The sequence below is a fragment of the Acidipropionibacterium virtanenii genome (genome assembly GCF_003325455.1).
Taxonomy (GTDB): domain Bacteria; phylum Actinomycetota; class Actinomycetes; order Propionibacteriales; family Propionibacteriaceae; genus Acidipropionibacterium; species Acidipropionibacterium virtanenii.
This window is the reverse complement of record NZ_CP025198.1, coordinates 1838891-1861085: the sequence shown is the minus strand read 5'-3', so window position 1 is coordinate 1861085 and position 22195 is coordinate 1838891. Positions and strand designations below refer to the sequence as shown.

The 22195-nt window shown below is 67.3% G+C and carries 22 protein-coding genes and 1 pseudogene; 17 read left to right on the top strand and 6 right to left on the bottom strand.

Translation table 11 applies throughout. The features are described from left to right. Positions 1 to 85: 85 nt before the first annotated feature. Entirely contained in the window at positions 86 to 1465 is a 1380-nt protein-coding gene (locus JS278_RS08505) for an FAD-binding oxidoreductase (RefSeq protein ID WP_181833681.1), read from the bottom strand. A gap of 269 nt (positions 1466 to 1734) precedes the next feature. Here JS278_RS08505 and JS278_RS08500 point away from each other — a divergent pair, with 269 nt between their 5' ends. The 6 genes from JS278_RS08500 (at position 1735) to JS278_RS08475 (ending at position 5987) form a co-directional block, all read left to right on the top strand. Further along, the gene (locus tag JS278_RS08500) at positions 1735 to 2358 is read left to right on the top strand and encodes a TetR/AcrR family transcriptional regulator (RefSeq protein ID WP_114044800.1); all 624 of its coding nucleotides are present in this window, start codon (positions 1735 to 1737) and stop codon (positions 2356 to 2358) included. 152 nt (positions 2359 to 2510) lie between these two features. After that, positions 2511 to 2756, top strand: a complete 246-nt coding sequence (locus tag JS278_RS08495) for a hypothetical protein (RefSeq protein WP_114044799.1) — start codon at positions 2511 to 2513, stop codon at positions 2754 to 2756. Between the two features lie 38 nt (positions 2757 to 2794). After that, on the top strand, positions 2795 to 4018 hold the full coding sequence (gene rocD, locus JS278_RS08490; protein WP_114044798.1) for an ornithine--oxo-acid transaminase: 1224 nt from the start codon (positions 2795 to 2797) through the stop codon (positions 4016 to 4018). Between the two features lie 75 nt (positions 4019 to 4093). Continuing rightward, positions 4094 to 5017 carry a hypothetical protein gene (locus JS278_RS08485; protein WP_114044797.1) on the top strand — a complete coding sequence of 308 codons (924 nt, stop codon included), beginning with the start codon at positions 4094 to 4096 and terminating at the stop codon, positions 5015 to 5017. Beyond that, positions 5014 to 5376 carry a GntR family transcriptional regulator gene (locus JS278_RS08480; RefSeq protein ID WP_114044796.1) on the top strand — a complete coding sequence of 121 codons (363 nt, stop codon included), beginning with the start codon at positions 5014 to 5016 and terminating at the stop codon, positions 5374 to 5376. Before JS278_RS08485 ends, JS278_RS08480 begins: the two co-directional genes overlap by 4 nt. Before the next feature lie 83 nt (positions 5377 to 5459). After that, entirely contained in the window at positions 5460 to 5987 is a 528-nt protein-coding gene (locus JS278_RS08475; RefSeq protein WP_114044795.1) for a dihydrofolate reductase family protein, read from the top strand. Here JS278_RS08475 and JS278_RS08470 read toward each other — a convergent pair. Continuing rightward, positions 5974 to 6741, bottom strand: a complete 768-nt coding sequence (locus JS278_RS08470) for an IclR family transcriptional regulator (RefSeq protein WP_181833680.1) — start codon at positions 6739 to 6741, stop codon at positions 5974 to 5976. The genes JS278_RS08475 and JS278_RS08470 overlap by 14 nt on opposite strands. 164 nt (positions 6742 to 6905) lie before the next feature. On the opposite strand from JS278_RS08470, the gene JS278_RS16195 reads away from it, so the two are divergent. The 5 genes from JS278_RS16195 (at position 6906) to JS278_RS08445 (ending at position 13076) form a co-directional block, all read left to right on the top strand. Then, positions 6906 to 8705 carry an LGFP repeat-containing protein gene (locus JS278_RS16195; RefSeq protein ID WP_220149948.1) on the top strand — a complete coding sequence of 600 codons (1800 nt, stop codon included), beginning with the start codon at positions 6906 to 6908 and terminating at the stop codon, positions 8703 to 8705. Positions 8706 to 8782: 77 nt separating this feature from the next. Continuing rightward, positions 8783 to 9583, top strand: a complete 801-nt coding sequence (gene ppk2, locus JS278_RS08460; protein ID WP_181833679.1) for a polyphosphate kinase 2 — start codon at positions 8783 to 8785, stop codon at positions 9581 to 9583. A 276-nt stretch (positions 9584 to 9859) separates the two neighbouring features. After that, entirely contained in the window at positions 9860 to 10228 is a 369-nt protein-coding gene (locus JS278_RS08455; protein ID WP_114044793.1) for a VOC family protein, read from the top strand. A gap of 244 nt (positions 10229 to 10472) precedes the next feature. Continuing rightward, positions 10473 to 11600: a threonine/serine exporter family protein gene (locus tag JS278_RS08450; RefSeq protein ID WP_114044792.1), complete on the top strand. Its 1128-nt coding sequence runs from the start codon at positions 10473 to 10475 to the stop codon at positions 11598 to 11600. A 123-nt stretch (positions 11601 to 11723) separates the two neighbouring features. Then, entirely contained in the window at positions 11724 to 13076 is a 1353-nt protein-coding gene (locus tag JS278_RS08445; protein ID WP_114044791.1) for an HNH endonuclease signature motif containing protein, read from the top strand. A 25-nt stretch (positions 13077 to 13101) separates the two neighbouring features. Here the strand turns inward: JS278_RS08445 and JS278_RS08440 are convergent, their stop codons facing one another. Then, the gene (locus JS278_RS08440; RefSeq protein ID WP_114044790.1) at positions 13102 to 13317 is read right to left on the bottom strand and encodes a hypothetical protein; all 216 of its coding nucleotides are present in this window, start codon (positions 13315 to 13317) and stop codon (positions 13102 to 13104) included. A gap of 64 nt (positions 13318 to 13381) precedes the next feature. Between JS278_RS08440 and JS278_RS08435 the strand changes: the two genes are divergently transcribed. From JS278_RS08435 to JS278_RS08410, 6 genes and pseudogenes are all read left to right on the top strand, one after another. Continuing rightward, complete coding sequence (locus JS278_RS08435) at positions 13382 to 13759, top strand: VOC family protein (RefSeq protein WP_114044789.1); 378 nt, start codon at positions 13382 to 13384, stop codon at positions 13757 to 13759. Beyond that, positions 13756 to 13956 carry a helix-hairpin-helix domain-containing protein gene (locus JS278_RS08430; protein WP_114044788.1) on the top strand — a complete coding sequence of 67 codons (201 nt, stop codon included), beginning with the start codon at positions 13756 to 13758 and terminating at the stop codon, positions 13954 to 13956. The genes JS278_RS08435 and JS278_RS08430 overlap by 4 nt, the downstream gene beginning before the upstream one ends. 407 nt (positions 13957 to 14363) lie before the next feature. Beyond that, a pseudogene (gene istA / locus JS278_RS08425) lies at positions 14364 to 15177 on the top strand (IS21 family transposase); the annotation flags it as partial. Positions 15178 to 15217: 40 nt separating this feature from the next. After that, positions 15218 to 16252: an IS630 family transposase gene (locus JS278_RS08420; protein ID WP_114044787.1), complete on the top strand. Its 1035-nt coding sequence runs from the start codon at positions 15218 to 15220 to the stop codon at positions 16250 to 16252. Between the two features lie 75 nt (positions 16253 to 16327). Then, the gene (locus tag JS278_RS08415) at positions 16328 to 17083 is read left to right on the top strand and encodes a Mu transposase domain-containing protein (protein WP_114044786.1); all 756 of its coding nucleotides are present in this window, start codon (positions 16328 to 16330) and stop codon (positions 17081 to 17083) included. Further along, positions 17080 to 17847 carry an ATP-binding protein gene (locus tag JS278_RS08410; RefSeq protein WP_114044785.1) on the top strand — a complete coding sequence of 256 codons (768 nt, stop codon included), beginning with the start codon at positions 17080 to 17082 and terminating at the stop codon, positions 17845 to 17847. The genes JS278_RS08415 and JS278_RS08410 overlap by 4 nt, the downstream gene beginning before the upstream one ends. A 139-nt stretch (positions 17848 to 17986) precedes the next feature. Here JS278_RS08410 and drmC read toward each other — a convergent pair whose 3' ends face one another. Genes drmC through JS278_RS08395 form a run of 3 tightly spaced genes read right to left on the bottom strand, consistent with a single transcriptional unit; the run spans position 17987 to position 22185 of the window. Next, a complete protein-coding gene (gene drmC, locus JS278_RS08405; protein WP_114044784.1) occupies positions 17987 to 18691 on the bottom strand; it encodes a DISARM system phospholipase D-like protein DrmC in 705 nt (234 codons plus the stop codon). Continuing rightward, the gene (gene drmB / locus JS278_RS08400) at positions 18681 to 20717 is read right to left on the bottom strand and encodes a DUF1998 domain-containing protein (protein ID WP_114044783.1); all 2037 of its coding nucleotides are present in this window, start codon (positions 20715 to 20717) and stop codon (positions 18681 to 18683) included. Before drmB ends, drmC begins: the two co-directional genes overlap by 11 nt. Further along, positions 20710 to 22185, bottom strand: a complete 1476-nt coding sequence (locus JS278_RS08395; RefSeq protein ID WP_245935064.1) for a helicase-related protein — start codon at positions 22183 to 22185, stop codon at positions 20710 to 20712. The genes drmB and JS278_RS08395 overlap by 8 nt, the downstream gene beginning before the upstream one ends. Positions 22186 to 22195 lie beyond the last annotated feature (10 nt).

Below are 22195 nucleotides of genomic sequence, written 5' to 3'. Positions count from 1 at the left end.
GACCCCCGGCCCGATGCTCGGTGCAGCCCCTGCGAAATAGTTTCGCAGGAAATTGTTTCCCTATGTGATCGGCTCCGGCCGGACGTCACCCACGCACTGCTCCCAACGGGTGGCCGGCGCGGATCAGGCCATCCGGATCCCAGCTCGCGATGACGCCGCGGAGCCTGTCCGTCGCCGTGCCGTACAGCGCGGTCGGATCGGCCGGACGCTCGGCGAAGTTCTTCACGATCCGCGGCGCGGCGAAGGGGGCCAGTGCCGTGGAGACGGCGGCTGCGGCCGTGCTGACCGCCCCGGCCATCGGGGGTGCGGCGATCATCCCGACGCAGTAGACCAGTCCTTCCCCGCCGATATCGCTGACCGCTCCGCCACCGGCCCGACCCGGTGCCAGAGCCCCACCGAGATGGCGCAGCTCGATCGACAGGAGAGCGCCCGAGGGCTCGGCCAGAGCCGCGGCGATGAAGGCATCAAGGGCCTTCGGCGAGATCTCGCCCAGGAGCACCGAGGAGCCGGCCGCCGGTACCGGATCCGGCGGGTCTCCGTGCACCGCAGCGAGCTCGACGGGCGCCATCGGATGCACCGTGTCGATCATCGGATTCATGGCCCGCAGCGGAGCCAGAAGCTCGGCCGTCGCCGGAGGGCCGGCCTGGAGTGCGGCCTCCACCGCGACGAAGTCGCGTCCTCGCAGCGGCTCGGGGATCTCAGGGATCGGCGGGTAGCGCAGCACCCTCACCAGGGAGGTGACGGTCTCGGGCAGGTCGGCGATCCAGGCACCCCAGGCGCGCACCACCTGGTCGGTGGCCTCGATCGGCCACACGAGGGCCCCAGCCTGCAGGTCGCCGGTGCGATGCAGGGACAGCTCCAGGGCGGTGACGATGATCGGAGCCTCTCCCCCGCGGGCGGCCCAGAACAGGTCGGGTTGACGGGTCGCGTCGGCGCGCACGGTGGCGCCGGTGGCATCGACCCCCTCGATCGCGGTGACGCTGTTGGCCGCCAGGCCGTGGGACCGGGCGAACCAGCCGAGGCCTCCGCCGAGGATCATGCCGACCACCCCGACGGTGGGCGCCATCCCGAGGACGGCCGTCAGTCCGTGGTCCTGAGCCGCCGCGGCCAGCGCTCCGGCAGTGGCGCCGGCTCCTGCACGAGCGGTGGCCGAGTCCGGGTCGACGGTGATCCCGGTGAGCCCGCGGGTCCTGAGGAGAATGGCTCCCGAGGCGTCCAGAGTCCCTGCGCCATGGCCGGTCGACTGCGGGGCCACCGCGAGTCCGAGGCGCCGCGCCTCACGCACGGTGAGGGCGACATCCTCGATGTCGGCGGCCTCCACCACGGCGGCCGGACGCTGGTCGACGACGAGCTGCCAGGGCGTGCGGGCGGCGTCCCACCCCTCCTCGAAGGGCAGCCGGATGCGGCCGTGCAGCCGGGAGCGCAGGGCTGCGAACTCCTCGCCGGGCAGAACGGCGGGCGACACAGTGCTGGTTGGCGCAGAACTGGTTGATACAGGGTCGACGGTGCGGGCGGATGATCTTCTGAAAAGGCGCATGGTTCTTCCTCGTCATGGACGGACGGAGTCATCGGGAAGGCGGAGCTGTGGAGTCATCGGCCCGGGAGCCGGCCCATGAGGCGACGTCGGTGGGACGCTCGAAAGGCGAGGACAGCGGCAAACTGCGCTGATAGCATGTTGAGTACCTACATGGAGTATTCACTACACCGTGAGGAAAGTCAACAGTCAGGATCATCATGCCCCCTTACGTCTCACCCCTGCGCGATGCGCAGGCCGCCGCGACCCGTCAGCGCATCCTCACCGCGGCGGGCGAGGCCTTCTCCGGGTCGGGGTACTCGGGCACCTCGCTGGCGTCGATCGCGAGGCGGGCCGACGTCTCCACCGAGACGGTCAAGCAGAACGGACCCAAGGCCGCGTTGCTGCTGGACGCCTTCGATCTGGCCTTCGCAGGCACCATGGGTGAGGGGCCGCTGCATCACCGGGAGCTCGGCGAGCAGGCGGCACCGTTGCAGGGAGAGGAGTTCCTCGCCTTCCATCTCGGCTGGATCGCCCGGGCGAACTCGTCGATCTCGCGCCTGTGGTCCCGGCTTCTGGAGGCCGCGGCATCCGATCCCGCCGTGGCGAAGCGGTACGCCGCCCAGCAGGAGAACCGGCGCTACGACATGCTGCGCTCGATCGAGGCCTACCGCGACAAGGGGCTGTGCCGCAGCTCGCGGCCGGATGAGGAACTGGCCGCCGAGTTCTCCTTCCTCATCTCACCCGAGGGGTACATCCAGCTCGTCATCGAGTCGGGGTGGAGCCATGACGCCTATCTGGCCTGGTTGACGAGGGCCGTGCGACGGCTCGTCCTGGAAGGATGATCTGAGCCTCGCGAGACAAGGGAAGCCCATGAACATGTGCATCTGATGAATGCATCATTGCAGCACGCCCACCGCCCGGTCCGTGCAGCCGTACAACGGTGAGACCGCGGCGGAAGCGGTCCGCGCCGAGCGCGACGCACGATGAAACGCGGATGATCGTCATTGACGCGTCGGCCGCTCTGGAACTCCTGCTGGCGCTTCTCCTCGGCGGCTCGGTGGAGAATCGCGTCGCCCAGGACGGCCGACGTCTGCTCAACAGCCTTGACATCCACTACTTCAACCACCAGATCCTGTCCGATCGGATCTGGGAGCACCGCAGATGCCCGACTGGCCGCCTCGCCAGGGCACCATGCGCGCGTCACCGTCGTCAGCTGAGTCCAGCTGAGCCGTTACGCTGAATTCATCCCCGCCCATCGGGACCGAGAGGGGCACGATCATGGACAGCACCGGGGCATTCATCGATCAGACCGAGCGGTTCAGCGCCCACAACTACGCACCCCTGCCGGTGGTGATCTCCTCAGGAGAGGGTGCCTGGGTCACCGACGTGGAGGGACGCCGTTATCTGGACTGCCTGGCCGCCTATTCGGCGCTGAACTTCGGCCACCGGCATCCGGCCATGGTGGCCGCCGCCCACGCCCAGCTGGACCGGCTGACCCTCACCAGCCGCGCCTTCGGCAACGACCGGCTCGGCGAGTTCTGCCAGCGGCTGGCCGAACTTGCCGGCAAGCAGATGGTGCTGCCGATGAACACCGGGGCCGAGGCGGTGGAGTCGGGCATCAAGGTGGCCCGCGCCTGGGGCTACCGGGTCAAAGGGGTGCCCGACGGCCGGGCGCGCATCATCGTCGCCTCCGGTAACTTCCACGGTCGCACGACGACGATCGTCGGCTTCTCCAGCGATCCGGACGCCCGGAACGGATTCGGGCCCTTCGCGTCCGGCTTCGACGTCGTGCCCTACGGTGACGCCGATGCGCTGGCGGCGGCGATCACCGACGAGACGGTCGCGGTGCTCATCGAGCCGATCCAGGGCGAGGCCGGCGTCATCCTGCCTCCCGACGGGTATCTGGCCCGGGTGCGGCGCATCACCGCCGAGCACGACGTCCTGTTCATCGCCGACGAGATCCAGTCGGGGCTGGGGCGCACCGGAGCCACCTTCGAGTGCGAGAACGCCGGCGTCGTGCCCGACCTGTACCTGCTCGGCAAGGCGCTCGGCGCAGGCATCGTACCGGTTAGCGCCGTGGTCGGCGACGCGGAGGTGCTCGGGGTGCTGCGCCCCGGGGAGCACGGGTCGACCTTCGGCGGCAATCCCCTGGCCGCCGCCGTTGGGATCGCGGTGATCGGGCTGCTGTCCACCGGGGAGTTCCAGGCTCGGGCCCGCGAGCTGGGAGCGCATCTGGCACGACGCCTGCAGGGCCTGCTCGGTCACGGCGTGGCGCAGGTGCGGGTGCGAGGGCTGTGGGCCGGGGTCGACGTCGATCCCGGTCTGGCCACCGGCCGGCGGGTCTGCGAGTTGCTGGCCGGGCGCGGCATTCTGGCCAAGGAGACCCACGGGTCGACGATCCGGCTGGCCCCGCCACTGGTGATCACCGAGGAGGAACTGGATCTGGCTGCCGATCAGTTCGCCGCGGTGCTGGCCGATCTCCGCGGCGCCACTCGGCGGTGACTGTCCGCGAGGGGGTGTTGACTCCTCGCGTTTGTGTCAGTACATTATTTGTATTGATACGAATGGAGGCCCGAGATGAACATCACGATCTGGATCGTCATCGCGCTGGTGTGTTTCGTGCTGCCGGCCGCTCCCCTCACCAACGGGGGCAGGCGGGCACCGGGACGGCGCGCTCTTGAGCGGCACGCCAGGACCATCGGACTTCCCCTGCCGGCGGAGGTCGCCGGCCCTGTCATCACCCGCATCCGCCGCCGCGAACGAGGGATGCTGACCGGCGGCATCATCGCGATCATTCTGGGTGGTGCGGCAGCCATCCTCCTCGACGGCGCGGAGACCTGGGGAGCCTTGCTGATCGCCCTCGCCGGAACGGGCACCGCATTCGGCGGGGCGCTGGCGATGGCCGCGCACCGGCCCCCGCCCACCACAGACCAGCCCGTGGTGGCCCGGCTCCGCTCGGCACAGCTGTCGGACTACCTCACCAGCGGGGAACGATTCGGCCTGCTCGCAGGCCCGGCCGCGCTGGTCATCGGCGTCGCCCCCGGCGTTCTGCTCCTGAGCCGGCTGCCCGGATGGGCGAGGGGAACCAGCGTGACGGTCGGGCTGATCGGCACCGGCCTGGCACTGCTGGCCTGGGCGCTGTCGTACCTCGTGCTGAAACGGGTCCTCTCGGCCCCGGCACGAAGCGGATCCGATCTCGAACTGGCCTGGGATGACGCCGAACGTGCTCTCGGGCTGCGCCAGCTGGCCAATCTGGCCGTCGCGGTGACCTGCGTCGCGCTCGGCCTCTGGCTGGTGCTGATGGCACAGTGCCTCACCTCCAACGGGTTCTACCGCCAACCCGAGACGACTTCGCTCACCTGGAATCTGACTCTCGTCTCGCTCCTCGTGTTCGGCGCACTCATCGTGACGGTGGCCGCCGGACCGGTCCTGGCCTGGATCACCGGGGAGCGCAAGGGCTATGAGCAGCGCCGCCTGTGGCCAAACAGCGTGACCTCATGACCACGCTGCGAATCGATCCGGACTCGTCCCGCCCCCCGTTCGAGCAACTGCGACGTCAACTCACCGACCAGATCCTCAGCCGGCGTCTCCCCGCAGGGACGAAGCTGCCCGCGGTGCGCAGGCTGGCCGCCGACCTGGCGCTGGCACCGAACACGGTCGCCCGCGCCTACCGCGAGCTGGAGGCCGAGGGTCTGCTCATCACCCGGGGACGCAACGGCACCACCGTCGCCCCGGTCGCCGCCCCCACCGAGGAGAATCGGCATCGCGCCGAGGAGCTCACCGCCGGCTACGTCGCCGGGATGCGCGAGCTCGGCTTCGGCGACGACGCGATCCTGATGACCCTCCGGCAGGCTCTGTGAGCACGGACGGGGCCGGACCCGGGTGGCATGAGCGTACCGGCCGGCCAGGGTGAGGGTGACCATGCGGTGCGTAGGGTCTGCGGATGACCACGCACTTCTACACGGCATCCAGTCTCGACGGCTTCATCGCCACCCCCGAGCACTCGCTGGAGTGGCTTCTGAGTCAGGACTTCGACCTAGAGGGGCCGATGGCCTATCCGGCCTTCATCACGCGCATCGGGGCGCTTGTGATGGGCGCCTCGACCTACGAGTGGCTGCTGCGCGAGCAGCAGGCCTGGGAGTACACGCAGCCGGCCTGGGTGTTCACCCATCGCGACCTGCCGGTCGTCGACGGCGCCGATCTGCGCTTCGCCCAGGGATCGGTGACCGAGGTCTTCGGTGACATCGCCGAGGCGGCCGGCGACAAGGACATCTGGGTCGTCGGAGGCGGGGATCTGGCCGGTCAGTTCGCCGATGCCGGTCTGCTCGACGAGATCTGGGTGCAGTTCGCGCCCGTCACCCTGGGCGACGGGCATCCTCTGCTGCCCCGGGACCTGAGGCTCGAGCTGCTCGAGGTGGCCCGCAACCGCGGCTTCGTGTGCGCCCATCACCGCGTCATCAAGGACGAGTAGCCGTGGGCCACTCGCCGCGAAGACGATCGGCGGTCAGGTGGGCGGCGCGCAGGAATCGCGTCGTGGCGAAGCGCGGAGTGCGATCGACGACGCCGAGCGCCGCGACGATCCGGCCGGCCGAGTCGCAGACCGGTACCGCGATGCACGACCACCCGAGCCGGAACCCGCCGTGCTCGACGGCCTCCTGATCCTCGCCCGCCCTCCGCAGCGCGGCAACGACCCGGTGCGAATCGGTCTGCGTGTCACGGGTGAGCCTCGGCACGCCCCGGTGCAGCAGCGGATCGACCAGCTCCGGGCGCCCGGCCAGCGAGATCCGGCCCAGCGCGGACGCCAGGATGGCCGGCTCGCCGGGATCGTGCCCCCAGTCGTCGCGATAACGATTGCCGACCGCGGTGGCGTCGTAGAGAGAGCCCATGATCACCCATTCCCGGTCGTCACGGACATCCACGGCCCACACCGACGCGCCGGTGAGGCGATGAAGCTCCACCAGCTCGGGGGTGACGAGCGACCGGACGGCGAGCTGGCGTGCCGCCCTGTCGCCCCGCTCAACCAGCCCGGCGCCGCCGATGTATCCGCCGGGGGTCTTGGCGAGAAGGCCCGCGGCGACGAGATCCCTGGCGATCCGCCATGCCGTCGCCTTGGGCAGCCCGGTCGCATCCGACAGCTCGCCCAACGATACGGGCGAGGCCCCGGTGAGGCACTGGTCGAGCACCGCGACCGTGCGCAGCCACAGAGATCGTTGCTGGTCTGTCATCGCCCCCTCCTCGGCCCGCATCCCCAGTTCCTATCATCCGCCAGTCCGGGGCAAGGAGTACAGATTCCGATCAGCAGCGGACGGACCGTTTCATCCCATGAAATGACGCCCTGTTCCGCGGTGCGAAGTCCCGTTAGGTTACCCGGAATCCGACGAAGGAGCCGATGGTGAACCAGCAGTGCGACGGTGGGGTGTTCAACGGGAACGATCTCACCACTGATCGGGACATACAGCTGTGCGTCGAGGGAGGGGGAAGACCCGACGGCGTCGAACCGCAGCAACCCGCCGCGACCTGCGGCGTGCCATTCATCGTGGCATTCGGCCAGGAGACGGGGCGCGACGTGCCGGTGGGATCCCTGAGCAATGTGAGCCGGCTGTTCCGGGAGGCGTCCGAGGTCGCAGTACTGCGCTGCCTGAGTTCGGCGGCGGCGCCGAATATCGCCGGAATCCTTCCGGAGAATCCCGAGCTGGGCGCCCGGATGGTCGACGCCGTCGACCGGCTGAACGCCCTGGCCGAGCCGCTGCTGAGCGACCGGGAATTCTCCTACTCCGCCGAGGACCACGAGTTCTTCTCGGGTCTGGCCAGGGAGGTCGTCGAAGGATCACGCGATGAGGAGTTCTCCGCACTGGCCGAACAGGCGATCGAACTGTCCGCTGGACTGGTCGGGATGAGCGGACCGGAGACCATCGAGAGACTCGGGGGTCTCCCGCACCTCGATGTCACCGGCGACCAGACCTCACTGGACGTCGTCCTGCCCGACTGGGTCACCGAGACCCTGGATGCCGACCGTCCGCCGCTGCTGCCCGTCACCGACGTCCCCGCGGCCGCACGGCGGGCCATCGACGAGAAGGCGAAGAGCCTGGGAGCGGTCGCCTTCATAGCCCTGGGCCGGATGCGACGTGTCGCCGGAGGGTACGTCCGCAGGTACCACGGCTGCGACATCTACTGGTCAGAATCGACCGGGGCTCATGAGGTCCATGGCGAGATCCGGCGGAAGTACGACGCGCTGGAGGGGCCGCGAGCACTGGGCCTGCCCACCACCGACGAGACCGGCACTCCGGACGGCCGCGGCCGGTTCAACCATTTCCACAAGAACGCATCCATCTACTGGACGCCGACGACCGGCCCGTTCTCCGTCGCCGGGGCGGTGCGCTTCAGGTGGGCCTCCGAGGGATGGGAGACGGGACCGGTGGGATATCCGGTGACAGATGAGAGGTCGGTCGGTACCAGCACCTCCGACGCGGACAGGGGCGTCCGATGGAGGCGCTTCGAGAACGGCATCATCTGCGGAAAGGGCGGCGCCGCGCAGCAGGCACTCGCAGCGACCGTCGGCCGTGACCGGATCGTCGCGGAGTTCAGCCGGCGCCTCAATGCGCAGATGCGCGAGCGCGACATCGATCTGGGACCGTTCTCGATCACGGTCCGTCCCGGGCTCAACAACGTCTTCCCCCTCGGGGTCGACGACTGGCGCCCGGACTTCTGGTCCGCCAGACCCCGGATACTCCGGATCGGGATCAACGGCTTCGTCGGTATACCTGCCGCCCTCCTGGTCCCCGATCCGACCTTCCATATCCGGATGGGCCTGTCATTCTCCTGCCGCTGGCCCACCGACCTGTTCAGCCACCCGCAGACGGTGACCCTGGTGGCGACACTCGAGGATCTGCGGATCGTGGCGGAGGGAGTCTCCTCGGGCAACGTCTTCGAAGCCGTCAACGGCGCCATCGCCGCGGCCTTCCGGCCGCCGTCGGACAGGCCCTACCTCACTGACGCCTCCATGGTGCTGGCCGACATTCCCACCGGTGCGGTGGACGGACCCGATGACGCCGACATCGATTTCCTGGACGTCATGCTGATGGCCGACGGGTCGTTGTCGGTCTTCGTCAATCCCCTCCCCCCGGTGGCGGGACGACTGCGCCGCTACTTCGCCCAGAAGAAGATCGACACCATGTTCGCAGACTCGTGAGCCGGCCGACCGGCCAGCACAACTGGTTCCCGATCACAGTGCCTGACACGCGGCCTCGGGTCTCGTAGGCTCCCGGCATGGCGAAGACCGAGCGAATCCCGAAGAGGCTCTACGAGAAGGAGCTGAAGAAGCTGCAGGCCGGGCTGGTCGACATGCAGGCCTGGGTACAGGAGACCGGCGCACGCGTCGTCGTCATCTTCGAGGGCCGCGATGCCGCCGGCAAGGGGTCGACGATCAAGCGCGTCACCGAGTACCTGAATCCCCGGGTCGCCCGGATCGTGGCACTGCCGACCCCCACCGAGCGCGAGAAGACGCAGTGGTACTTCCAGCGCTACGTGGCCCACCTGCCGGCGGCCGGCGAGATCGTGCTGATGGACCGCTCCTGGTACAACCGGGCCGGGGTGGAGAAGGTGATGGGCTACTGCACCAATGACGAGTACCAGCGGTTCCTGCAGCAGGCCCCGATCTTCGAGCGGATGCTCGTGGGCGACGGCATCATTCTGCTCAAGTACTGGTTCAGCGTCTCCGACATCGAGCAGGAGGCCCGGTTCAAGTCGCGCGCCGACGACCCGATGCGGCGCTGGAAGCTCAGCCCCAACGACATGCTCTCCATCACCAGGTGGGAGGACTACTCCCGCGCCAAGGACGCCATGCTGATCCACACCGACATCCCCGAGGCGCCGTGGTTCGACGTCGACAATGACGACAAGCGACGCGGACGGCTCAACATGATCCATCACCTGCTGGGCCAGTTGCCCTACACCGCGATCGAGCGGGCCAGAATCGAGATCCCCAGGCGCCCGCCGTCGAAGGGTTACGAGCGCCCGCCGCTCTCGTCGACCCGCCAGGTCCCCGACCATGCCGCGACCCTCCTGTGATCCCGGGCGGCGCCATCACGCTGTGGTGTTGATGGTCGGTATTCCGAGAAGCGAGCTGGCCTCAAGGACTCTGCTGTCGACCGACACCATGACCGCGTGACCGCGGGGTCGAGCGGCACCGGCGACGTGGACGGCGTCGAACCCTCTCAGCGGGAAACGTCGGGGGTGGAATCACCGGGCACCGGTGCTGACCGATCTGTGCCGCGATGACGTCGGGTGACCCTATGGCGGGGCAGGATCGGTGGCCATCTGTAGGCACTTCTGCAGGAGGACATCATGGCCCACGGTGACATCACGCACATCGACATCCCGGTCAGTGACATGGACCGGGCCAAGAGCTTCTACTCCCAGCTGTTCGGCTGGCAGATCGCCGCGCCGCCCGGGTTCGAGGAATATCCCATGTGGCAGGCTCCCAACAAGATCTCGGGCGGGGGCCTGGCTCCCCGCGACGAGACCTTCACCCAGCCTCGTTCCTACGTCGAGGTCGACTCCATCGACGCGGTGCTCGAGCAGGTGGCCGCTGCCGGAGGCGCTGTGGCCGTACCCAAACAGCCCATCACCGACACGAGCTGGTGGGCCGCGGTCACTGATCCCGACGGCAACAACATCGGCCTGTACGAGGGAGTCACCGATATGTCGTCCTGAACCGGGGGACATCCGAGCAGGCGTACCCGATGTGACGGGACGGCTGCGAGAGCAGAGACGATAGGCTCCGGCGCATGGTCCGGGCCGTTGATCGCAATCTCTCCCACGCCGAGGTGCGCGACCGCCTCGACCTGCTCTCCACACTGTCCTACGGGCTCCTCGAGTCCGGCGAGACCGCCGGGGAGGCCGAGACCATCGTGCGGCGCACCAGCGGCGCACCAGCGGCGCGCTCGGCGTGGAGAACATGGGGTTCAACTCGCTGGGCCGGATCGTGCTCATCGACACCACCCTGGGTGATGGGTCCACCATCTCCACATCCGGGTCGGCGCGATCGCTGGACCTCATCGACTGCAGCCGGTCGCGTCGTCTCGTCGACTGCGCGCACCAGCTCTCGCAGACCGTCGAGGATCGTCCGACCGACGTCGGCGAGGTTGTCGACCGCGCCCGGGAGCGCATCCAGCAGTTGCGCGAGACCGGAACGCCCTGGTGGGTCGTGACGGCGGGCACCACGATGCTGGCGTTCTGCGTCTGCATGCAGGTGGGCGTGGAGTGGAGAGGATGGGTGAGCGCGGCACTGGTCCAGGCGGCGTCCTGTCTGGTGGGGGTCGTCACCGGGAAATGGCAGATGCCCAAGCTCTTCGCGATCACGGCCCAGGGGTGCGTGGCGGGGGCCCTGGCCACGGCCCTGGTGCAGCTCGGCCTGGTCTCCCCGGTGGCCGCAGCGGCGGCGATCGCCGTCGCCTGGCTGATCCTGGTGCCGCTGCCCCAGGTGATCGGCGCCGTCTCCGACGCCATCAATGCGGACTACCTGTCGGCGAACTCGCGGATCGCCTCGGTGGCCGTGGCCGCACTCGGCATCGTCATTGCCGGCGCCTTCACCTTCATGCTGGGCGAGGTGCTCGGCATGGAGCATCCCCGGCTCGACACCCTGCCCTCCCTCCCCTGGTACCTGGTGATCGTGTTCTCGGCGCTGGGGGCGATCGCCAACGCCCTGGCCAATGGCGGACGGTGGCCACTGGTCGGCCCGGCCGCCGGGCTCGGCGTGATCACCGCGTCGGTCAACCTGATGCTGCTGGACTGGGCCGGGCTGCAGACGCTGTGGGCGAGCTCCTTCTCCGGGGTGGTGCTCGGCGCGATGGCCGCTTTCCTGGCCAGTCGGACCGGCTATCCGCGGCAGGTGCTGGCCCTGATGGGCATCACCGGAGCGCTGATGCCGGGCATTCCGGTGTTCTACGGCATCCTGCAGCAGATGGGCGGCGGGCAGGGCGGCGCGTCCTTCGGTTCGGCCGCCGCCATCAGCGTGGGCATCTCCACCGGGGTGGCTCTGGGCGGTTACCTGATGGACCTGGTGAGACGTCGCGACCCGATCTGAGGGGCGGCACCCTCATCCGGGTTTCCCCTTGTCGGCTGATCTTTCAGAAAAGATCGTCCACATTCTGAGATGTGGCGGGTGCTGGCGGCAAGAATTGTCAGACCTGCCTGGTTGGCTTGATCCATGGAGGCGATGACGCGGTTCAGGACGGCCGGCGAACGGCTGGTCGAGGCCGATACCGCAGTGCGTCGCGCCCAGGCCGACCGCCTGCTGGCGGTGGCCGGGATGATCGACACCTACCCCGCACCTGAGCCTTTGGTGAACGGCCCCGCTGCCGAGCGGACTGTTTCTGCTGGGGCCGACGGCGCTGGATCGGTTGGGGAGTTCGTGGCCCTGGAGGTCGGTGCACTGCTGGGCCTGAGCGAGCCGACGGCCTGGAGCCTGGTCCACGACGTCGCCAACCTCCGCTCCCGTCACCCAAAGTTGTGGACGGCGGTGGCGGACCTGCGCGTGGAGGCGTGGCAGGCCCGCAAGGTCGCCCAGGCCTGCGACGAACTGTCCGCCGAGGCCGCCCGGTGGGTCGATCAGAAACTCGAATCGGTGTGGGGTACGGCGCCGTGGCCGCGGATCCGGCGGCGCCTGGCGGGCCTGATCGTGCGTGCCGACGCTGACCTGGCCAGACGGCGGGCCGAGATCGCCCGGCGCGACCGGTTCCTGTCGATCCGTCATCTGGGAGACTCCACCTCGGTACTCACCGCCCGGATCGACACCGGCGCCGCCCTGGCCCTGGGTGCCTCGCTCGACATGATCGTCGACCAGATGGTCCTCGAGGGCGCCCAGGATCCGCTGCCGGTGCTGCGGGCACGGGCGCTGGAGATGCTGGCCACACCCCAACACCCCGACGGCGCCCCTGGACCCGCCGTCAATCCCCCGTTGCCGCTGGCCGATGTGGTGGTCCATATCGCCGCCGAGGACCTGGAAACCGGTACCGGTGTGGCCCGGGTGACAGCGCGAGGTGGGGACGTCGGCCCGGTGCTGGTCGACCAACTGGCCCACCTTCTCGGCCACCACCGCATCCGGGTACTGCCCATACTCGACCTCAACGGTGATCCGGCGGTGGACGCCTACGAGATTCCCGACAGGATCCGCCGCCAACTGATCCTCAGGGACGACAGCTCCGTCTTCCCCTACTCCACAGCCCGATCCCGCACCGCCGACCTGGACCACACCATCCCCTACCGCAGATCCACACCCGGCTCACCGGCCCCGCCAGGCCAGACCCGCATCTCCAACCTCGGGCCGCTGGCCCGGAGGGAGCACCGGGCCAAGACCGCCGGACTCTGGAAACTCAACCAGCCGGCACCCGGGGTCTACGAGTGGACCAACCGCACCGGACGACGCTGGCGCGTGGCCCGAGGCCGCACCACCAGGCCTACCGATCTGGGAGCGGACGCTGCCCGGGGGCGCCTCGGCGATCGTCTCGACCTCGTCTATGGTCAGGTCGTCGTTGACCGACCCCTGAGGATCGCCCACTGAGGGCGTCAGGCGGGTCATGCGCTGATCACCGGTTACGGGGGTGCTGACGGGCCTCGCGCTCGTTACCGTGCTTGTAGTTTCCGGTCCAGCGCGCCATCGCTCGTTGCGGGTCATCCTCGGCGTCCCGGAGGAACTGCGCGGCACGCGCGCCCCGGAGCACGGCAGCTTGGCGGCCCAGGTGGGTGATCACCACCGCACCATCCTGGCGCTCGGTGTACTCGAATCCTCGCGGGCTGCCCACCGCGCCACCATAGCCTCACCCCTGTCGGCCCGTTTCCCGGGCCGTGGACGGATACCCTCGAGGAATGAGAGTGACCGGTATAGGTGGAGTCTTCTTCCGCAGTCGTGACCCGCAGGGGCGGGCAGCGTGGTACCGCGAATACCTCGGCATCGATGCCGGCGCCGAGGGGCAGGACGCGATATGGCAGCAGGACGCCGGGATGACCGTGTTCGCCCCGTTCCCCGCCGACAGCGACTACTTTCCCGCAGATCAGCCGTTCATGCTTAACCTGCGTGTCACCGGGCTCGATGGCCTGGTCGCACGATTCGAGGCGGCGGGAATCTCGGTCGAACGCCGTCCGGAGTGGGAGACTGACTACGGCCGGTTCGTCCGCGTGCTCGATCCGGAAGGTCTCCCGCTCGAACTGAGGGAGCTGCCATCGGAGGACCCGGTGCTGTCATGACGGCGGATCCGCAGTTTCCTCGCAGCCTGGGAAAGGTCGCCCTGCGAGCCCTGGCGGAGCAGGGGATCACCGGCTACGCGCAGCTGGCCGAGTGGTCTGAGCGCGAGCTGTCTGCGATCCATGGCGTGGGGCCGAAAGCGATCCGCATCCTGCGCGACGAGCTGGCGGCGCGCGGGATGAAGCTGCACGATGACTGATAGCGCGGCCCGTGATGCCTTGGGAAGGCCAGACCACCGATGGTTGTTCCTGACCCCATCACGATCGACGACGTGGCTGAGGACATGAGAGCGGCTTCATCGAGCGCTTCGCAGACGGCTCGACTCCCCGACCTCGTCAGGAAGCTGGGGCTGATCAAGCTGCACATTCGACTTCCCGAACATGCATATGGTCCGGGTTCCCTTACAAAGATGCCCCTGCATACTCGGCCATCCGGGCGGGGAACTCACTCTGGATGAATATTTGCTCTGATGAGGTCCGGTGATGGTGCTAGTGGGGGCCAGCCAGTGATGAGTAGGTTGGCGCGGATGGGGACCATTCGTGGTGGTGATGGGGACCGGCCTGCCTAGGCTCCTCCCGTCATGTGAGAGGCACGTGACGAAAGGAGTTGTCACCGACGGTAAGTCGAATTCCGGCGAAGCGAGTGCTCCGCCTCCATGCTCAAGGCCTGTCAGGCCGGGCGATCGCCACCTCCCAGGGCGTGGCCCGCAAGAGTGTCGCCGCGGTCCTTCAGGTCGCCGATCAGCAGGGTATCGACTGGGATGATGTCGCCGACCTCGATGACGCCGAGGTCTATCGGCGGCTGTTCCCCGGCCGGGGCGAGCACGTCAGCGTGTTCACCCAGCCTGACTGGGCCGAGATCCACCGGCAGCTGGCCCGGGTCGGAGTCACCCTGAAACTGCTCCACGGCGAGTACACCGACACGGTCGCCGCTGCGGGCGGGGTCGCGATGAGCTACGACCGGTTCTGCCGGGGATACGAGCACCACGTCGCGCTCAGCGGGATCGATTCGCGGGTCGGCCACAAGGCGGGGCGCACTGTGGAGGTCGACTGGTGCGCCGCCCACGATGGAGCTGATCGATCCTGTCTCCGGCGAGGTCGCCACTGTGTACCTGTTCGTGGCCTGCCTGCCGTTCTCCCGGTACGCGTTCGTCGAGCCGACCCTGGACATGCGCCAGGACACCTGGTTGCGGGCCCATGTGGCGATGTTCGAGTTCTTCGGCGGCTCGGTGCCCCGGATCGTGTGCGACAACCTGAAGACCGGGGTGATCTCCCATCCCCGCGACGGCGAGATCGTCCTCAACGACTCCTACCGCGAGCTGGCGACTCACTACTCGGCGGCCGTGCTGCCCGGGCGGGTCCGCCGACCCAAGGACAAGGCGAGTGTGGAGAACACCGTCGGCCATACTAAGAAGTTCATAAGTATGTAGACTTTCGGGGTTTGTTCTGGGAGAATGGAGCATGCGCGAGGATGACGGGCGGAAGCTGGACCACAAGACCCTGGAGGCCCTGCGGGTGAGGGCTGTGGGCCAGGTCGAGAAGGGGGCCCGGGTCGAGGACGTCGCGGCGGCTCTGGGGCTGAACCGTTCGAGTGTGTTCAAGTGGGTGGCGGCATACCATGCGGGCGGGAAGAAGGCCCTGAGGGCACGTCCGGTGCCGGGCCGGCCTCCGAAACTGTCGGGTGTCCAGACCGAGGAGATCTACCAGATCGTCGCGGGGACGAACCCGGACCAGCATCAACTGGACTTCGGGTTGTGGACCCGTGACCTGGTCCGCCAGATCATCGCCACACGGTTCGGTGTTGAACTGTCGCTTCCGTCGGTGGGCCGCCTGCTCCACAAGCTGGGCATGTCCCCGCAACGGCCCCTGCACCGGGCCTGGCAGTCCGACCCGCAGGCGGTGGCCGAATGGCGCGAGCAGGTGTATCCGCCGATCGCCGCCGAGGCAAAGAAGAAGGGGGCGGTCATCTTCTTCGGTGACGAGGCCTCGGTCCGCTCCGACTACCACTCCGGCACCACCTGGGGGGTGATCGGACGCACCCCGGTCGTCAAGACCACCGGGGCCCGGTTCAGTGTGAGTATGATCTCGGCGGTCTCGGCCCAGGGCAAGCTGCGGTTCTCCATCGTGGACGGCACCATGAATGCCACCCGGTTCCTGGACTTCTGCCGTCGGCTGCTGCGCGACGAGGGCAGGCCGGTGGTGCTGATCGTCGACGGACATGCCGCCCACAAGGCCAAGAAGGTCCGCAAGTGGGTGGACTCGACCGAGGGCCGGTTCACCCTGGTGCACCTGCCGGCCTACTCCCCGTTCCTCAACCCCGACGAATGGGTATGGAAAAACGTCAAGGCCGACCGGGTCGGCCGCCATGCCATCACCGGGCCCGACCAGTTCAAGGCCCTGGCGGTCGCCGGCCTGCGACGTCTCCAGCGCCTGCCACAGATCGTGAGGGGCTTCTTCGCCGACCCGGACCTCGCCTACATCAATGCCGCGGCCTGACCGGGTCCGGAGTACCGCCCGATCCGGATTCCCAAAAGTCTACTTACTAACGCTCGCCTTAGTATCGCCACGGTCGTGATCGCCGCGCTGCGCCAGACCACGTTCACCAGTCTGGAGACCCTGCGCCAGGCCATCGGTGAGCGCATCAGTGCCTACAACGCCGCACCGTTCCAGAAACGCCCCGGGTCGCGGGCCGGTGTGTTCACCACTGAGGAGCAGCCCCTGCTGCACCGACTGCCGGCGGTGCGGTTCGAGGTCTCCACCTGGGTGCGGGGCCGCCGGGTGGCTCGTGACGGGCACGTGACCTGGGCCCGCAACCACTACTCGGTGCCCTGGACCCACGCCGGAGAGCACGTGGACCTGAGACTGACCGCTACCACCCTGGAGGTCTGGTCGGCCGACAGCCGGCTGGCCAGTCACCAGCTTCTGGCGGCCACCGCGGTCAACCGGTACTCCACCCGCGAGGCCGACCTGCCGGCCGGCGGCGCCTGGCGGGCCTGGGACCCCGGAAGGGTCCGCGCATGGGCGAATCGGATCGGGGAGGCCACGGCCACCGTGGTCGAGCGGATCTTCGCCTCGGTACCGGTGGCCGAGCAGGGCATCGACCCCGCCCTGGCCGTGCTGAGGCTCTCACGGCGCTACTCGGCGACCCGCCTTGAGGCCGCCGCGCGGATCGGCCTGGACTCGGTCGGCTCGCCCCGCTACGCCCATCTCCAGCCGATCCTGGCCACCGGTCGCGATCGGGCCGGCGACCGGAGCGTCGCAAGTGCCGAGGACCCGGGAACCGGGTTCGTGCGGGGCGCCTCCTACTACGGGGGAGACCAGCTGTGAGCATCATCGATATCGAGACCACCCGCAAGCTCCGCGAGATGGGCGCCGGCGATCTGCTCAGTGCCCTGGAGGCCCAGGACGATGTGCTGGCCGGTGGTCTGGCGTTCGGCGAGCGGATCCGCCTGATCGTCGATGACGCCTACACCGCGTTCACCGACACCAAGGTCACCGGGCTGATCCGGCGGGCCGGGCTGCGTTACCCGAATGCCGACCTGAGGTCGGTGGACCTGGTCGACCAGCGGGGCCTGGATCGGTCGGTCCTGGCCGAGCTGGCCACCTGCGGGTTCGTGGCCGCTCATCGCAATGTGGTGTTGCAGGGTTTCACGGGATCGGGGAAGTCCTATCTGGCCTCGGCGATCGCCAAGGCCGCGTGTGCTCATCGGTACCGGGCTCATGTGATTCGGATGCCGGACCTGGCCGAGGCGTGGAGGGTGGCCGGGGACCGCCCCGGGGGCACATCGAAGTTCATCAAGAAGTATGCGGCGTTCACCGTGCTAGTCCTTGATGAGTGGCTCCTGGACCCACCTGATGAGCCGATGCGGGCGATGCTGCTGGAGTTGATGGAGCACCGTCACGATACGGGGTCGACGATCTTCGCGACCCAATACGCGAAGAAGGACTGGCATGCCCGGTTGGGTGGCGGGGTTCATGCTGACGCGATCCTGGACCGCATCGTACATACCGCTGTATGGATCAACACCGGCCAGGTCAACATGAGGGAGAAGGCGGCCCAAGACGGTCACGCCAGTCAGGGCATGGGCTGACCTACCCGCATGGGGGTCGGAGCGGGTGGTCCCGATGCATGCCAGCCCCGGCCCCCACACGCACCAGGACTGGTTCCCAAAGGCACGAACCACCGGCCTTCAAGTACGCGAATATTCACTCTGGACGCTAGCCCCGGTGTCATAGACGCTTGTACAGAGTCTCCTGCTTTCCAGCCATCGTCGTCTCGATGGACTGCGCCAGCCCTTGATCCTGGACGATCAGCCCGAACTCCACATTGAGGTTCTCAGCGCTGAAAGAGAAGTTCGCACTCGTCAAGAGCAGTAATTCATGGTCAACGATAATAAACTTCGCGTGGCTCTTTACTGGCTTGCCGTTGGGGAGCCTGACGGACTGAAACACGGTTGCGCGCGGTATCTGTGCTTTGACAGCGGCGGCATTTCCAGCGATCCGGTCAACATAGATTGTGACAACGACACTGGGCTCTTCGGAAGCTTGTTTCAGGGCGGTCCACATATCTGAGGTGTCCTGGAAATTGTAGGTCGCACACGTTACAGCTTGACGTGCACCACGCACTCGCTGATCAAAAGCTCCGGTCAGATGGCCGACTCCGGCCTCGTGGCCTGGCATGGTCCAGACTTGCTGGAGATCGCGACGGGCGGACTTAGCGCCGGCGATTGCCTGCAGGACCTCGACCGACCGCTGGCTGTCTCGGTGAGAGATGTCAGCGCGGGACAGCAGGTGCTTCACCTGCTCGCGACGGGCCGCATCAATCGGAGCGGTCGCGGTGTTGATGTGCTGGCCCTCCTGGAGACGGGCAGCCAGCCCTTCGGCTTCACCGATCGCGAGGAATCGGCCGAGTTCGAATAGTGGGTCAGAGGGCATCGATGCCTCCAAAGAACCCGTGGACGCTGTGCCCTGTCGAGGTCGGCAGTGTCATGAGGAAACGTCGGTCGAGGAACCGATTGGCCCGTTCGCAGGACGTCTCGGACACGAACGAGCAGGCGTGACACGCGGCACCGTGGAGGAAGTCCTCCGGTTCGCTGGGAGTCCGCATGGCACACACCGGGTCGGAGGAGCAGCGCGCCGCCCGGCGAAGGGCCGAAGCGACACGGGCCTGCAGGAGATCCTTCTGCGACTGCGCCACCAGTCCGCCCAGTGTTCCCTCGCTGTCTGACGCTGTCGTGCAGATGAGCAGGCCTGCCGCGGCGTCCCGGTCGGGCGACGCCGGCCAGGCGTAGATCCGTTCCGTGAGTGAGGCGGCACCGTACCCGCAGTACATCGCGAGTTCTCGTATCAGGACATGCGAGAACGTGTGGAGCAACCAGTACCTCGGCGAGGGGAGCCGGTCGCTGGCCTTGACTCGTTTAGCCGTCTCGGAGAAGCGCCGATTGAAGTTGCGCTCGTGAGCGGCCTTATGAGCGGCCCACAAGTCACTGGTAAGGATGCCCTGCTCCCAAGCATCGACTGTGGTGAGATCGAGCTGAAGAAAGATCCCTTCGCCACGGTCCTCGGTTGCCGGCACCCAGGTCGGCTTGCCCCGACGCGTGAGTCTGACAAGCCGACTCACCACATCGTTGACACGATCCATCTCGTCGAGGCGAGTGAATCCGAGCACAGCATTGATGCGCTTCATCTTGTTCACGGCGACAACACGGTTGATGCCCGGACTCAGATCGGGACTGCAATCCATCTCGGTGACCATGAGGCCGCTGGTGTTCTGCTGTTGGGGGAACAAGGCAGGCTTCTGCAGGTAGCGCCACTCCGGTACGAGCAGCTCCACCGGGTCCCAATTCGCGAGCCTCTCCTGACGGTCGGCCTCGGATTCGGACGGTTCGAGCGCCTTGGCCACCGCCGCGAGAAGTTCATCGTCGGTCACGTCAGTGACATCAACGTGAGCCACTGCGGCCATTCCTCGAATCACGGCGGCTTGGTTGGCAAACTCTGCGAGTTGATCCCCAAGCCCGACCCTCAGGGAGTCGGCGAGAGCATCGACGTCCTCGGCTTCGGTTCTTGGCATCACGATCACTGTTTGGGTAGCGGCGAACCAGAGGTTGGAAGCGCCCATCATGATCAGTGCAGGACGCGCATCACAGTCGGGGTAGAACGCGTTCAGATGAGGGTGCCGCCCACGGCACACCTGCGGCAGCTTCTCCCTTCCCACTTCGCCTTGGGCCTCGGCCATGCCGCGGGTCGCTCCGCATGCGACGCACTTGATGATCGAGCCGACGCTCTTGCCGAGGTTGGCGTCGAACATCTTCAGGTCGGGATTCTCCGCACTCGGGCACTGTCTGCCGCGGTGAACCCACAGCAGGTAGGGGAACTCGTCCAGGTGCCCGTTGGCGCAGGCCAACAGATGCTGCGCCGGGACTGCGGGCGCTTCGCGTCTCTTCTTGGTCCTTCCGCCACGTCCCGGACAGTTCTTGTGGGTGAACTGGGCGAGATCCGGACGGAATGGATGAGTGTTCTTGTAGGCGAATCGGGGCAGCGGGCCAAGGTAGTCACAGCCGGTGCAGCGGAACCATTGCGGAAAGACTCGGGCCGGGATGCCCAGGTCATTTCCTTCATTCGACTGTGCGCCCCGCTTCGGTTGCCACGGGAATGGCCGCAGCTCCTTGACCTGGTCTCCCAGATGCATCTGCACCACACCGAGCAGGCGAGGTTCCATAATCGGTCGTAGGTGTTCGCGGCGCGCCCAGATCGGTTCCCAGTCATCCAGACCGGCCGGCATCACTGAGAAGCCCGGCAGATCCATGATCGAACCCGGCCCGTATGTGTAGAGCAGAGAGGACGGGCGCGCAGACCCGACCTTGGCCCTGTTCTTGTCCATCCCCTGCTCAAGGTCGGCGAGCGGGTCGAGGACCTCTTCGTCGTCATGAAGGACCGCGGTCTCATCTGTTGCGTCAGTCATTGCTGTCTCCCTCCGACGGCAGTACCCACACCGGTGCACCCTCCGGTGGGCGTGTGAACAAACGGTCCGCAACCGGACTGACCAGGATGTTGATCTCCGGCTGGACCTCTCGCATTGAGTTCGCGATCTTGAAGGGCGCCTCGTCAGTACTCGCCACCTTCGATTGGGCGTTCTCCGGGCTGACGATCAGCGGCACGAACTTCGGATCATCGCCAGTCTTCTCATAGACCAAGGTCTGGTTCGTCTGTGTCGCACGACGGGCCCGCTCGGTCCATCTGTCGACGCGATTGGCCAGCAAGTCTCTCGCTCGCTGGGCGGAGGCCTGATCTGGTGCCGCTGCCTCGATGCGTTTCTTCATACGCTCGACCAGCGCCTCAATGACATCTCGCCGAGGGCCGATGCCTCCTGCGCTTCGCTCAGAGGAGAGCCCGTCGCTGACGGCCGCTTCCCGCACCCTGGCTGCGCTCACCAACAGCCCGTCGATACCTCGGTCGAGCGCCGTCGGAGAGTACGGCGTGACCGACAAGGCCTCTACCTGGGCGTAGAACGTCTCGTGGTAGTGCTGAAATTGCTCGAAGTGTGCGAGGTCACGTGGTCTGGCCCAATTCCCCATCGCCACGACCAGGCCGGGACGGCTACCATCCCGGCCGACGCGTGAGGATGCCTGGATGTACTCCGCAGTGTTCTTCGGCTGGCCGACCACGAGCATCAGTCCGAGCCGCTGGACATCCACACCGACCTGCAGCATCGACGTCGCCAGCACCACATCGAAAGGCGATTCCTTCTCCAGCCGGCCCGGGACCTTCTGACCGTCTCGTTGTGCCTTGAGCCGTTGGTGGAGCGCGTCGGAGGTGTCGTACGCATCGAACTCGAGTGCCAGCTGATCCAGCGTCCGGCCAATTTGCGCCGAAGCGATACGCGATGTCAGTTCTCCGACATTGAGGAATCCGAACGCAGTACCGTTCCGCGACGGGAAGCCCGAGCCTTTGCGCGGCCGCTTCACCCTTGTCTGGACGTCATCGGACATGTAGCGCGACATGCCAGCCAGTTCCCGGGTGGCGCTGAAGTACCCCACTAGCGTCATGTAGGGGTCAGCCGCAGCACCGGCCCGGTCAAGAAGCAACTGACCGGAGGAGAGCAGTACTTCAGAGACTCGAATCTCGGCGCTCGACAAGCGCACACCCTGCGCGCACACTCCCACATATCGGCGTCCGGGGCTCTCAGGACTGATCGGCACCTCTTGAGAGAAATAAGTGTCGGCCACATCAAGCACCTGCGGCGGGAACATGGCGACCTGACGGCCATACAGACCCTTCACCTGGCCCTGCGCGTTGCGCACCGTCGCTGTCGAGGCGACGATCATCGGCCGAACGGGCGTGCCATCGGGCCGCTCCCACGACGCGAGCGTCTCCACTGCCGTTTCGAACAGTCCGACTGACGTCCCCAGTGCACCGGTGATCAGGTGCAACTCGTCCTGA